This window comes from Methylobacterium sp. 190mf, from assembly GCF_900107945.1.
In the GTDB taxonomy this organism is placed as follows: Bacteria; Pseudomonadota; Alphaproteobacteria; order Rhizobiales; family Beijerinckiaceae; genus Methylobacterium.
This window is the reverse complement of record NZ_FNVI01000029.1, coordinates 16,375-29,083: the sequence shown is the minus strand read 5'-3', so window position 1 is coordinate 29,083 and position 12,709 is coordinate 16,375. Positions and strand designations below refer to the sequence as shown.

Annotated in this window: 10 protein-coding genes; 6 read left to right on the top strand and 4 right to left on the bottom strand. The window is 71.5% G+C overall.

Annotated features, from left to right (window positions below; all coding sequences use genetic code 11):
- Positions 1-19: 19 nt before the first annotated feature.
- Together C4T42_RS26375 and C4T42_RS26370 are read right to left on the bottom strand one after the other, a co-directional pair.
- Positions 20-1,159 (bottom strand): helix-turn-helix transcriptional regulator, encoded by a 1,140-nt coding sequence (locus tag C4T42_RS26375; protein WP_020095872.1) that lies wholly within the window; start codon positions 1,157-1,159, stop codon positions 20-22.
- Between the two features lie 154 nt (positions 1,160-1,313).
- Entirely contained in the window at positions 1,314-3,182 is a 1,869-nt protein-coding gene (locus C4T42_RS26370) for a di-heme-cytochrome C peroxidase (protein ID WP_020095873.1), read from the bottom strand.
- Between the two features lie 422 nt (positions 3,183-3,604).
- On the opposite strand from C4T42_RS26370, the gene C4T42_RS26365 reads away from it, so the two are divergent.
- Positions 3,605-6,427 (top strand): hypothetical protein, encoded by a 2,823-nt coding sequence (locus C4T42_RS26365; RefSeq protein ID WP_020095874.1) that lies wholly within the window; start codon positions 3,605-3,607, stop codon positions 6,425-6,427.
- An 819-nt stretch (positions 6,428-7,246) separates the two neighbouring features.
- On the opposite strand, the gene C4T42_RS26360 is transcribed toward C4T42_RS26365, so the two are convergent.
- Complete coding sequence (locus C4T42_RS26360) at positions 7,247-7,465, bottom strand: hypothetical protein (protein WP_020095876.1); 219 nt, start codon at positions 7,463-7,465, stop codon at positions 7,247-7,249.
- A gap of 261 nt (positions 7,466-7,726) precedes the next feature.
- On the opposite strand from C4T42_RS26360, the gene C4T42_RS26355 reads away from it, so the two are divergent.
- Positions 7,727-8,392 carry a phosphatase PAP2 family protein gene (locus C4T42_RS26355; RefSeq protein ID WP_234083264.1) on the top strand — a complete coding sequence of 222 codons (666 nt, stop codon included), beginning with the start codon at positions 7,727-7,729 and terminating at the stop codon, positions 8,390-8,392.
- A gap of 14 nt (positions 8,393-8,406) precedes the next feature.
- Here C4T42_RS26355 and C4T42_RS26350 read toward each other — a convergent pair whose 3' ends face one another.
- The gene (locus C4T42_RS26350; RefSeq protein WP_244435356.1) at positions 8,407-8,568 is read right to left on the bottom strand and encodes a DUF1127 domain-containing protein; all 162 of its coding nucleotides are present in this window, start codon (positions 8,566-8,568) and stop codon (positions 8,407-8,409) included.
- Positions 8,569-8,952: 384 nt separating this feature from the next.
- On the opposite strand from C4T42_RS26350, the gene C4T42_RS26345 reads away from it, so the two are divergent.
- From C4T42_RS26345 to C4T42_RS26330, 4 genes are read left to right on the top strand one after another with little or no spacing between them, the layout of a single operon-like run.
- The gene (locus tag C4T42_RS26345) at positions 8,953-9,450 is read left to right on the top strand and encodes a MarR family transcriptional regulator (RefSeq protein WP_020095879.1); all 498 of its coding nucleotides are present in this window, start codon (positions 8,953-8,955) and stop codon (positions 9,448-9,450) included.
- Positions 9,447-11,489, top strand: coding sequence for an FUSC family protein (locus tag C4T42_RS26340; RefSeq protein WP_020095880.1), 2,043 nt, complete (start codon positions 9,447-9,449; stop codon positions 11,487-11,489). Before C4T42_RS26345 ends, C4T42_RS26340 begins: the two co-directional genes overlap by 4 nt.
- A complete protein-coding gene (locus C4T42_RS26335) occupies positions 11,486-11,695 on the top strand; it encodes a DUF1656 domain-containing protein (protein ID WP_020095881.1) in 210 nt (69 codons plus the stop codon). The genes C4T42_RS26340 and C4T42_RS26335 overlap by 4 nt, the downstream gene beginning before the upstream one ends.
- A 57-nt stretch (positions 11,696-11,752) precedes the next feature.
- Complete coding sequence (locus tag C4T42_RS26330) at positions 11,753-12,700, top strand: HlyD family secretion protein (protein WP_020095882.1); 948 nt, start codon at positions 11,753-11,755, stop codon at positions 12,698-12,700.
- Positions 12,701-12,709 lie beyond the last annotated feature (9 nt).

Genomic DNA, 12,709 nt, shown 5'->3' with positions numbered 1-12,709 from the left:
CCGGCCCGACGCCCGGTGGTCAGTTGAGCGAGACGTCCAGCCCCTCGCGCAGGCGCGCCACGAGCTCGCCCTGCCGGTGCGTCTCGGTCTTGGCGAACAGGGCGCGCAGCTGGGTGCGGGCGGTCGAGATCGCGATGCCGCGGTCCTGGGCGTGGTCGTCGAGGGACCGTCCCGAAGCGACCGCGTTGGCGAGGATCGACTCGGCGACGGTCAGCCCGAACAGCTTCTGCAGCCGCGCGGCGTTGCTCCCCTGGACCTTCGGGGTCCCGGTCCGGATCACGATCGCCAGCTCGGCCCGCACCTTCGACCCGGTGCCGGCCGGCCGCTTCGACAGCGGGTGCAGCGACACCCGGTAGGGCATGCCGCTCTCGCCGCAGGTCACGGTGATGTGGTCGGCCTGCGTGATCGCGACGTCGCCGCTCGCGGCCGCGAGCGCCTCGCCGGCCGCGCGGGCGATCCGCCGCCCGGTCTGGCTGTCCTTGAGGACGAGGCTGCCCTTCACGAAGGACAGGCCGGTCCGGGACCGCGCCAGCGCCTCGGCGGCGCGGTTGGCGTGCGCGACGCGCAGGTCGGAATCCGTGAGGATCACGGCGGCGTCGAGCAGGTCCAGGGCGGAGGCGAGATCGGACGTGCGCTCGGAGGCCTGCCGCATCAATGCGTACAGCTCGAAGGCCCGGCGCAGGTGCGGGACGAGCATCGCCAGGCGCCGGACCTCGTCGGACCGGAAGGGGCCGCCCTCCTCGCCCCGCATCGCCGCGAGCGTCGCCATGACGTCGGCTTCCTTGGCGAAGTAGGTGACGAGGCTGTGCTCGATCTCGAAGGGCTGGACGACCTCCTTGAACAGGGCCGACTCGCGGAACTGCACCGCGTCGACCCCCTCCTCGGCGCGGATGACCTTGCCCTGGTTCGACAGGATGTAGGGGAGGCGCGGATCCTCGGTGGCGTGCCGGTAGAGGAACTCGCGGTACCGCGACCGCTCGAAGCCGGACACCGCCCAGAGCGGCTTGCGGTTCCCGTCGAGGCTGAACACGGCGAGCTGGCCGACCCGGCCGCCGACGAAATCGGTCAGATCCTCCAGGAGCGCCGACCACTCCTCCGGCTGGCCGACGCGGTCGTAGATCGACCCCACCAGAACCGAATACGCCTCGAGATCCTGCATGGCCACGCTCCGCGCTGAGTGCGAGTCTTGAGTGTTGTCAGATCTCCAGCCATCCGGTCGGACCGACAGGTGCCGAAATCGGTTGTTCCATTACGGATGCAATCGAACGACAAATCAATACTGATAAGATAGAAATCGAAACCGCGGAGCTCGCCTACAGGGTTCGCAGATACTCCAGGAGCTGCCGGCGCTGCGCGTCGTCGAGCTGCTCGGTCCCGTAGGTCGGCCCCTCGTGGCCGGTATTGGCATTGCCCGGCAGCGCGGTGTCGAACAGGAACGGCCCGAGATCGGACCGGAACCCGATCCGGTCCTCGTCCAGCTCCCGGCTCCCGACCCGGAACGTCCTGGATCGCCGGCTGGACGGCAGCAGGAGTTCGTACAGGTTCGGCACCGAGCCGTTGTGCAGGTACGGGCCCGTCGCCCAGATGCCGTTGAGCGGCCGTGCCTTGTAGACCATGAGGTCGCGGTCTCTCCGCGCACCGACGAACGCGGCGACGAGGCCCTTGCCGCCGGCGGTCGAGACGTCGTCGAGCATCGCGTTGCGGGCCTCGAGGGCGGCGGTGCCGCGCTTGAGCAGCCGGTCGAGGATGACGGTCTGGTCCGCCCCGACGCCCGCTGGGTCCGGTCCACGGTCGAGGGGCGCCAGGATCGCGCCGGCGACGAGCGTGGCCACGAGTTCGAGGCTGCTCGTCTCGGCGGCCAGCGGCGGCGTCGTCGCGAGGAACGGCATCCGGATCCCTTCGAGGATCCCGGTCCGCGCGCGCCGGGACACGGCGTTCGTCGCCATCTTCGGGTCGGTCCCGATCTCCGCCAGCGGCGTCAGGGTCACCGTCAGCGTGCGGTTCGCGCCGGTCGGGGCGATCGCGTGGCAGGACAGGCAGTACCGGTCGTAGTGGACCTTGCCGGCCGCGGCGTCCCGGGCCTGCGCCTCGGTGCGCGGCGCGATCCGGTCGGGCCAGGCCGGCGCCGTGAGGGCGCCCAGCTGGTTCTCGATCCGCAGGAGGTTGACCCGGTCCGCCGAGGTCTCGAACCAGAGCGGCGGCAGGGTCGGCTCCCGGATGTCGGTGCGGGCGAAGACCCCCAGCACCTCGCCGACATTCCGGCCCAGGCGCTCGACGGCGAGCCCGTTCGCGGCCGAGCCGTTCCACTGCACCCGGTCGTGCCACGACGTATCCCACAGGAACGGATAGCTGACGGGCGCGTCGGGCGGGGCGATGTTGTGCGGGTCGCGCAGATCGATGCCCGTCGCCCGGTTGAAGATCATGCCGAACGCGTCGAGGCGTGCCGGCCCCCAGGGCACCGCGGTCCGGCTCGACGCGACGTAACGGGAGAAGTCCTCGGCCAGCCGCGTCAGGCTGGCCCGCAGGCGGCGGCGGTCGGGCTCGGACGGGCCCGTCCCCGGCGCCGACAGTTCCGTCGGGATGACGCGGCGGGCGAAGCGCTCGAAGCGCGCCGGGTCGTCGCGCGTCCGCGCGAGGGCGCGGCCGAGTTCCTCGATGAAGGCGAACATGTCGGCATCGGCCGGGCCGCCGTCGATCAGGATCGACCGACCGCGCAGGTCGACCCGGTTCACGTGGCAGGCGGCGCAGGTCAGGCCGATCCACTCGCCGCGATCGTCGACGTCCTTCACGAACCCGATGGGGAGCCCGCTGCGGTCCGATCCGCGCGTCCCGTCGTACGGGTTCGGCAGGTAGCCGAAGCGCGCGAGCCCGTCCGCGACGAAGAGCGTGTCGTCGTCCGGGCGCTCCAGGGACATGAACCAGGCATACGGCATGATCTGCGAGCCCTGGCTCGCCCGGTAGAACCACGCGCGCTCCTGCGGCGTCCAGGATTGCTCGAGAAAGTGCGGGGTGCCGTCCGGCCTGTCGCTCGGCCCGTCTGCCGGCCCGTCACCCGGCCCGTCTGTCGGTCCTCGGTCGGCGGCGCGCGATCCGGCCTGCGCCGGGAGCAGGATCGCCGCGGTGAGCGCGACGACGCGGGCGGCGTGGCGGGCAGTCTGGCGGGCGGCCTGGGAGCGGGTCACGATCGCACCTGGGACATGGCGGGAACCCTGCCTTCGCGAAGCGTCTCGCCGATTTCAATAAACGCCGATCCCCGTGCGCGCGTCATTCGAATGGATGATGTTCGAATACAGTTTTTCTGTGAGGGTCGGCGCGCCGGTAGTTTCGAGCTTCGGTGGTGCGGCGCCCCTGCTCGGCCGCAATGCTGATTCGGGCAACCTGTTATCCCGACCGTTGTTCTCGATGTCGTTTATATAGCGGTTACTGATCCCGTAAAATTTTATCGTCACTTGTTTCGACATCGGGCGGGGAGATGTTCGAGAGGTCACCGATCAGGACGGCCGGGGCACGGTCGCTGTCGTGCCCCGGCGGCTGAACCGCACAGTCCGGCACGGTCCGGCACAGCGCGGGCGATAGCGGGCGATAGCGGGCGATAGGAGGAGCGATGAGCGCCAGTGTCGCGGACATCCAGGCGGATGCCTCTCCCCACCATCTGCCCGCCCTGACGACGGGCCGGGACGCGTGGTTCCTCGACACCGAGCAGGCGCTCGCGGAGGAGATGGATCATTTCTGCGGGCCGCCGGAGCCCGGCGATCGCGCGCCCTGGCAGGCGCGGGCCGACCAGGCCCGGCTCGCCGCCCTGTGCCTGTCCGGCGGCGGGATCCGCAGCGCCACCTTCTGCCTCGGCGCACTGCAGGCCCTGGCCAGCCGGCGGATGCTCGGCGAGTTCCACTACCTGTCGACGGTATCGGGGGGCGGTTTCGCCGGCGGCTGGTTGCAGACGTTCATCCGTCAGTGCGGCAGCATCGCCGAGGCCGAGCGCCAGCTCGGCGGCTCGGGCAACGAGATCTTCGCCAAGCTGCGGCGCTACACGAACTACCTGACCCCGGAGGTCGGGATCCTGTCGCGCGACACCTGGGCCGGCATCGTTCTCTACATCCGGAACACGATCCTCAACTGGTTGATCATCTTCCCGCTGCTGCTGTTCGTCCCCCTCGCGCTGCTCGCCTACCGGACGGCGCTCGAGGCTGCGAGCGGCAGCACGCTGTGGCTGCCCCTGGTGCTCGGCAGCGCGGCGCTGTTCGTCGCGACGTTCAGCGCCTGCACCCTCCTGCCGAGCCATCGGCCGCGGACGGGCGGCGTCACGGCGTACGCGTCCCCGGCGCGGATCGCGGCCTGCATCATCGCGCCGACCTGCGTCTGGGCCCTCGCGCTGCCGTTCACGCTCCGCGCGCTGTTCGAGCAGCCGCTGCCGGTCTCGGGCCTCTCCCTGTGCCGCCTGGGCCTCGCCTACTTCGCCGTGCAGGTCGCGGCCTATCTCAGCGGCCTGATCTGGCAGACCTCGAAGGGCCATCCGGGCCTCTGGCTGTACGAGCGGAATCTCGGTCCCTGGCTCGCCAGCAGCCTCGTCTCGGCCGGGCTGATCTGCGTCTGCGCCGACGCGTCCATCGGCTGGCTGGTCGGTGGCTCCGCTGCCGGCTTCGACGCCGCGAAGGCCGAGGTCTCTCAGATCCTGACGGTCGCGGCCCCGCCGGCGCTGATCGTCATCCACCTTCTCCAGAGCGTCATCTTCATCGGGTTCCGGAAGAGCGCCGAGTGCGCCGACCTCGACCGCGAGTGGGTCGCGCGGGTCGACGGCCAGTTCCTGCTGGCCGCGATGGGCTGGACAGGCCTGTGCCTGTGCTGCCTCGTCCTGTCCGCCGACGCCCTCGGCCGCCAGGACGCGCAGATCCCCGCCCTGTTCGGCGCGCTCGGCGCCCTCGCCACCGGCCCGGCCGCCGCCTTCCTGGGCAAGCAGGTCTTCGTCCGCGCGCAGTCCCTGGCCGCCAAGGGACGCATGGACGACCTCGTGATGATCGGCCTCAGCGCGATGGCGGCGGTCTTCGGGATCAGCCTGTTCGCCCTGATGGGCTGGTGCCTCGGCCGCTTCCTCGGCCAGGCGCACGATTGGTGGGGCAACTGCCTGCTGCCGCGCCGGGCGCTCGGCGGCGCGGACACCGGCGCGGATGCCGGCTCCGTCTGCGGCATCAACCCCTACGGCATGATCGTGATCCTGGACGTCGCGGTGGCGGCAATCCTGGCCGGGGCCGTCTGGCTGTTCGGCCGCGTCAACGTCAACCGCTTCTCCATGCACGGCGTCTACCGCAACCGCCTGACCCGGGGCTTCCTCGGCTCGGCGCGGACGCGGCGCGACGCCGATCCGTTCACGGACTTCGACGAGGAGGACAGCCCGCGCATCGCCGATCTCGGGACCGAGAAGCGGCTCCTGCCCGTCGTCAACATGACGCTCAATCTGACGGATCTCCTCCACACCGAGTGGGCGGAGCGGAAGGCCGCCTCGTTCACCGCGACACCCTTCGCCTGCGGCTCGGCGATCCTCGACCGCGCCGACAGGGCGCGCGACCGGCCCGGCACCGTCGGCCCGCGCGGGGCCTACATCCGCACGTCGCAATATGCCGGGATGGAGACTCCGGGCGACCGTGTCAGCGCGGGCCGAGGGCCGCTGCTGGGCGGTCTGCTGACGATCTCCGGGGCGGCGGTCAGCCCGAACTGGGGCTATCACTCGTCGCGCCTGATCGCGTTCCTGATGACCCTGTTCAACGTCCGGCTCGGCGCCTGGCTGCCCAACCCCGCGGTGGCGCGCCGGGACGACCTCAAGCTCGCGAAGCCGAGGAACTCCGTGCTCGCGCTCCTGAGCGAGCTCGGCGGCCGCAGCACCGATGTCCGGCAGGCGATCTACCTCTCGGATGGCGGCCATTTCGACAATCTCGGCGTCTACGAGATGCTGCGGCGGCGCTGCGCGCGGATCGTGGTGATCGACGCGGGCCAGGACGAACGCTGCACGTTCTTCGACCTCGGCAACGTGATCCGGAAGGCCGAGGTGGACGGGCTGGCGAAGGTCCAGATGGGCGAGATGCGCATTCTCCCCCGCGCGACGATCGAGCGCGAGGGCAAGCGTGCCGGTGCGCTGGGCTACGCGCGGGGTACGATCGCGTATCCGGGGGGCCGCGACGCGGCCTCGCTGATCTACATCAAGCCGAGCTTCCTCGACGACATCCCCGCCGAAGTCCGCGCCTACGGCGCCACCAGCCCGGCCTTCCCGCACGAGAGCACGGCCAACCAGTGGTTCTCGGAGAGCCAGTTCGAGAGCTATCGCGCCCTGGGCTACTACCAGGTCAGCAAGATGTTCGGCTCGCAGCTCACGACCTTGTCGGACTGGTCCGTGTATCTCGACAGCGAGATCGGGCGCCGGACCGCGGATTCCTAGCGCGGGCGACGCCGGACGCGCGCACCTCCCGATCACGGTCGCTCGGCCGAACGCTGCGGCCGCGCGGACGCGCAGGTCCGGGACGACCGGCGCCGGGGTGGGGTGTCCGTCGCGCCGGCCGCGCCCCGGCGGCGGCGCGTCGTAGCAGAGCGGAAGATCAGTTCCTTCCGGGGCGGCCAAAGCGCAGGAAAGCCGATGCCGATCCGGCCGCGCTCAGGATCTCGGCACGTCGTTCAAGGCATCGCGGCTCGACCAGAGCGCCCCCTGTCCGCGGCATCCCGAGCGCCGCCCGGCCGGCGGGGCAGGGAAGTCCTTCGAACCCGCGCGCGGTCTGTGTCGAGCCGGCCACCGTCTGCCACGAGACCGAGCGGCCGAAGCTGATCGGGGCCGGGATTATTTCGTGCGCAAGCCAGATCGGTGAAGCGAGGGACGTGGAAACTCTATTGCGCGGCCCGATCAGGGCATCGATTGAGAAATCTACGTAAACTTGCGCGCTGCAGAGGCGCGGAATCGATCAAATGATGGATGCGTTAATTGAAAGTAGCTGCTAGGACACGTCGTGATGTCGTGCGGAGGAGCGGATGCGCTACCGGGCCGTAAGTGTCTTGGATGTGTCGGCGATGGCTTCGGAAGAGAACCCGACGGACGAGACCCTCATGCTCCGCGAGCACATCCGCCGTATCCTGCGCAAGCTCTCCCGCGCGCGGGCCGAGCTTCAGTACAGCTGAACGGCGCGGGGCATGCCGGCATCGGTGCGGAACGCCGCGCCCGCACCGTCGCGATGCGCGGCGTCGCGCGCCGGTCCGAGCCTCCGCGGTCTCACGAGGTGACGTCGGTGTCGTGGCGGCTCGGCGCGGGTTCGACGTCGCGACAGGACGGGGTGTAGGCGCACCAGCCGCACTGCCCGAGGTCGGCAGCCCGGGGCGCGTTCCACTGCGAGCACAGAGGGCAGACCTTCAGCACCAGCTTGGCGCCGTGCGCGAAGGCCAGACCGCGGCCGCGGAACGTGACTCTACCCTGGGGGAGATCAGTGGACATCGTCGCCCTGACTGTAACACAGGTTAGTCACTGGAACCTGTCCAATCTGTCCGATTCCGTCAACTCCGGGCCGGCCTGACGGGTATTCGGGGCCGAGCCGCATGTCCGATTCCGCCGGTCCTGACTGAGATCCTGGCTCAGATCCTGGCCGATCCTCTCCATCCGCCGGGCCCGAGTTCAGGCGATCACGGCCTCTCCCGTCCGGACCGTGAGTTCGCCGACGCGGCGCGCGTCCCTGATCGGGCGCGGGTGCGGTGGCGGGTGCCGTTCGCGGAGGCCGCATCGAACGAACGCCCGTCGGGCGCGTTTATGGCCATGCTTGCGCGATCCCCGAACAGCCCGTCCGACGTCAGAGCACGCGACACCGCCAACCGATTCGAGGCGGCCGACGTCGCCCTCGGCGTCGGGCTGGCACGCGCGAAAGACCACCCCGTCGTTCGAACGGTGGGGACGGCGAGCGAGATCGGGAGCTGGCAGTCCCTGCTCTCGCTGTCTGCCGGCACCCTCGTCCTGGGGCTCATGGTGCGCGATCGCCGGATGGCAGAAGCGGGGCGGCACATGCTGCAAGCCGGTCTCCTGGCCGGTGTCGTCAAGACGAGCTTGAAGCGGGCGGTGCATCGGACGCGCCCGAACGTCCTGATGGACGAGGGGGTCTACGTGCGGGGATGGCCGGGAACGGGCATCGGTCCGTGGCAATCCTTCCCCTCGGGTCATTCCGCCCTGAGCACCGCCGTCGCGTGCGCCGCCGCGCGCGCCTATCCGGAGATCAGGGGACCGTCCTACGCCGCCGCGGCCGGCGTCGTCACGGCGCAGGTTCTCCGCGGGGCGCACTTCCCCGCCGACGTGCTGGCGGGTGCCGTCATCGGCATCGCCGCGGAGTTCGCCGTCGACCGCCTGACACGCGACCGGCGCAGGTCGCCGCGCTGACGGCGCCGGGATCCTCAGGCCGCGCCTCTCCGCACGGACCGCGCCGAGGCGATGCGCTTCACGTCACAGCCGACGAGATCGAGATCCGCGAGGTCGCGCTCGCTGAACGACGCGAGTTCGCTCCGCGCGCGACGGCAGTCGAGCCATCGCCTGATGAGGGAGAACGGAGCCGTCATCTGATCCTCCTGGCCTGCGGAGACTGACATGCCCTGTGCGCCGCTCCGCGACCGTGACGAAGGTCACGGTCGCCCGGGCGCCTGGCCCGCCGCATGGGCGGGAAGGTGGGAGCCCCCCGGCCGCACACGCCGCGTTGCCGGGACGTCCCAGGCGGAGACGGCGCCGGCGTCGGCTCATCGGCCGCGAGGGGCGCATCGCCGAGGCCGGCGTCGCGTTCCTCGCGGACCGGGCTTCCGGCCTCGAAGATCCGCGGGATGGACCACCGCGCGTTGTGGCCCGCCGGCGCGCGCCCTTGAACAGCGCCGCGCCAATCGATAGGTTACTATCAATATCGGTGCGGGGCCGCCCGATGCGCGTCACCACGATCCGCCGGGAGGCTTGAGATGGCAGCCAAGACCCTACGGCAGCTCCGTCTGGCCTACACCCACACGCTGCTGCTCTCCGGACGGCAGTGGCGGCGCCTGGCCAACGCGGCGACCGAGGCCCACGGCATCTCGGAGGCCAAGGCCCTGCCGCTGGTGCTGATCGCCCGCATGGGCGGCGAGCCGCGCCAGACCACCCTGGCGGACGCGATCGGCATCGAGGGGCCGTCGCTGGTGCGGCTCCTGGATCAACTGGAGAAGGCGGACCTCGTCGCGCGCCGGGAGGACCCCACCGACCGCCGCGCGAAGGTGCTGACCCTGACGCCCGCGGGACAGGCGGTCGTCGCGCGGATCGAGGCGGATCTCGAGCGCCTCAGGGAGACGGTGTTCGCGACCGTGAGCGCCGCGGACCTGGAGGCCGGCCTGCGGGTGTTCCAGGCCCTGCAGGATCATCTCCGCGGCGAGGCCGGGCTCGACGGGGCGGAGGCCGGGGCGCGTCGCGGCGAGGCCGCGGAATGACGCTCCCCGGCTGGCGCGACTGGGCCTTCGCGCTCAAGACCTTCGGTGCCGGCATGCTGGCCCTGTTCCTGGCGTTCTGGATCGATCTGCCGAACCCCTACTGGGCGCTCGGCACCGTCTACATCACCAGCCAGGTACTGGCCGGCGCCACCCGCTCCAAGGCGCTCTACCGGGTGCTCGGCACCCTGCTCGGGGCCGTGGTCACGGTCGCCCTCGTGCCGAACCTCGTGAACGCGCCGGAACTCCTGACGCTCGCCATCGCGACCTGGGTCGCGACGTGCCTGTACTTCTCCCTCCTCGACCGCACCCCGCGCAGCTACCTGATGATGCTCGGCGGCTACACGGCGGCGCTGATCGGCTTCCCGGCCGTGGGCGATCCCGGGACGATGTTCGATGTCGCGGTGGCCCGGGCCGAGGAGATCACCCTCGGCATCCTCTGCGCCAGCCTCGTGAACACGATCGTGCTGCCGCAATCGGTGGCGCCGGTGATCTCCGGCCGGCTCGACCTCTGGCTGCGCGACGCGCGGGGCTGGGTCATCGACGTCCTCGGCCGCACCCGCGCGACGACGGACACGCAGGCCACCCGGCTGAAGCTGGCCTCGGACGCGGTCGCGTTCGATGCCCTGGCGACGCCGCTGCGCTACGACATGACCGGCGCGGAACGCTCGGCGGATGCCATGGCGACCCTGCGCCAGCACATGCTGATGTTCCTGCCCATCGCCTCGGCGGTCTCGGACCGCATCGAGACGCTGGAGCGGGCGAGCGCGCTGCCGCAGCGCCTGCGCACCCTCCTCGACGCCATGGCCGCCTGGCTCGCCTCCGGAACCACCGAACAGGCCGAGGCCGACCGCCTGAAGGCCGACGCGGACGCCCTCGAACCCGGGCTCGGGGAGCGGCCGTCCTGGGACGCCCTCGTGCTGGCGAGCCTCCTGGCGCGGCTGCGCGACTTCATCGACCTGCGCCAGGACGCGCGGATCCTGCAGCGGCACATCGCGGACGGGACGCCGGTCACCGAGGACCTGACCTTCCGGTACACCGCGGCGGCGCGCACGATCCGCCACCGCGACCACGGCATGGCGCTGCTGTCGGCCCTGGGCGTGTTCCTGACCATCCTGGTCACCTGCGCGATCTGGATCGCGACCGGATGGCCGCACGGCTCGGCGGCCCCGATGATGGCCGCGGTCGGCTGCTGCTTCTTCGCCGCCCAGGACGATCCCGCCCCGTTCATCGTCAGCTTCGCCAACTCGGCCATCGTCGGCGCCCTGGGGGCGGGCGCCTACCTGTTCGCGGTCCTGCCGCTGGCCACCACCTTCGAGATGCTGGCCCTGGCGCTGGCCCCGGCCCTCCTGGCCTGCGGGGTGTTCATGGCCCAGCCGAGGACCGCGCCCCTGGCGATGGGCGCGGCGGTCAACGGCTCGGCCATGATCGCCCTCCAGGGCAGCTACACGGGGGACTTCGCGGCCTTCACCAACGCCTCCGTCGCGGTCATCGTCGGCATGTGGGTCGCGGCCATCGTCACGCGCCTCGTCCGCTCGGTCGGCGCCGGCTGGTCGGCGCGGCGCCTGCGGGCCGTCAACCGCCGCAGCCTCGCCCGCGCCGCCGGGCGCCAGGGCGCGCAGAACGGTCTCGAACTCGCCGCGCTGATGCTCGATCGGGTCGGCCTGATCGCGCCGCGGCTGGCCGCCCTGCCGTCCGACGACGCGGAATGGACCGCCGACCTCCTCGCCGAGGTCCGGGTCGGCATCAACGTCGTGGAACTGCGGCGCGACCGGCGGCAGCTCTCGGAGCCGGCCCGGGCGGCGGTCGAGGCACTCCTCGTCGCGCTGTCGCGGCACTTCGCGGCCGAGCCGGGGAAGCCCGCCCCCGGCCTGCTCGAGGCCGTCGACGGGGCCCTCGACGCCGTCTCCCGCGACGTGCGGCGGGCGGCCGGCCGGGCCGCGCTGATGGGTCTCGTCGGCGTCCGGCGCGGCCTGTTCCCGGACGCGCCGCCCTACCGGTCGACGCTGCCCACCACCACGCATCCGGAGCTCGCGGCATGACGGGTGAAGTCGACCTGTACGGCGTGTTCGTGCCGAGCCTCGCGGCCTGGATGCTGATCGCCTTCGCCCTGAGCCTGCTCGTGCGGCGGGTGCTGGCCCGGACCGGGTTCTACCGCATGGTCTGGCACCGGCCCTTGTTCGACCTCGCCCTCTACGTCGTGCTCCTCGGCCTCGTCGTCTCGGTCGCGGTCCCTCTCACCTCCTGACCGGCGGGCTCGTCCGGCCGCCCGGTCTCGCCCTGCCCACACCTTCCGGATCCCTCCATGCCCCGGCTTCTCGCCCTCTCGTTCCGCCTCCTCGTCACCCTCGGGACGGTCGCCGCCGCGATCGTCGTCGGGCTGGCGCTGTGGGACTACTACATGGAGGCGCCGTGGACCCGCGACGGGCGCGTGCGCGCCGACGTGGTGCAGGTGGCCCCCGACGTCTCCGGCCTCGTCACCGAGGTGCTGGTGGCGGACAACCAGGTGGTGAAGCGGGGCGACGTGCTGTTCCGCATCGATCCCGAGCGCTTCGATCTCGCCCTGCGCCAGGCGGAGGCGGTGGTCGAGGGCAAGCAGGCGACCGCCGAGCGGGCCGCCGCCGACTACGTCCGCTATCAGAAGCTCAGCGACGCCGCCGCGTCCCAGCAGAGGGTCGAGGCCGCCCGGGCGACCGACCTGGAGGCCAGGGCGGCGTACGGGCAGGCGGTGGCCGACCGTGACCTCGCCAAGCTCAACCTCGAACGCTCCGCGGTGAAGGCCGCGGTCAACGGGCGCATCACCAACATGGAGCTGCGTCCCGGCACCTACGTGTCCACCGGACGGGGCGTGATGGCGCTCATCGACAGCGACACGCTGCGCGTCGAGGGCTATTTCGAGGAGACGAAGCTCCCGCGCATCCATGTCGGCGACAAGGCCAGCGTCCGCCTGATGGGCGAGACGTCGACGCTGAACGGCCGCGTGGAGAGCTTCGCGGGCGGCATCGAGGATCGCGAGCGCACGGCGGGCTCGAACCTGCTGGCCAGCGTCAACCCGACCTTCGCCTGGGTCCGGCTGGCCCAGCGCATCCCGGTGCGGATCAAGCTGGACGACGTTCCCGACGAGACCCGCCTGGTCGCGGGCCGCACGGCGACGGTCGCGGTCGCGTCCGAGGGCGGGACCCCGCATTTCAGCCTGTTCGGATCCTGGCGCGGGGCGCCGGAGCCCGCCGCCCGGGAGACGAGAAGCCGCTGAGGACCGGCC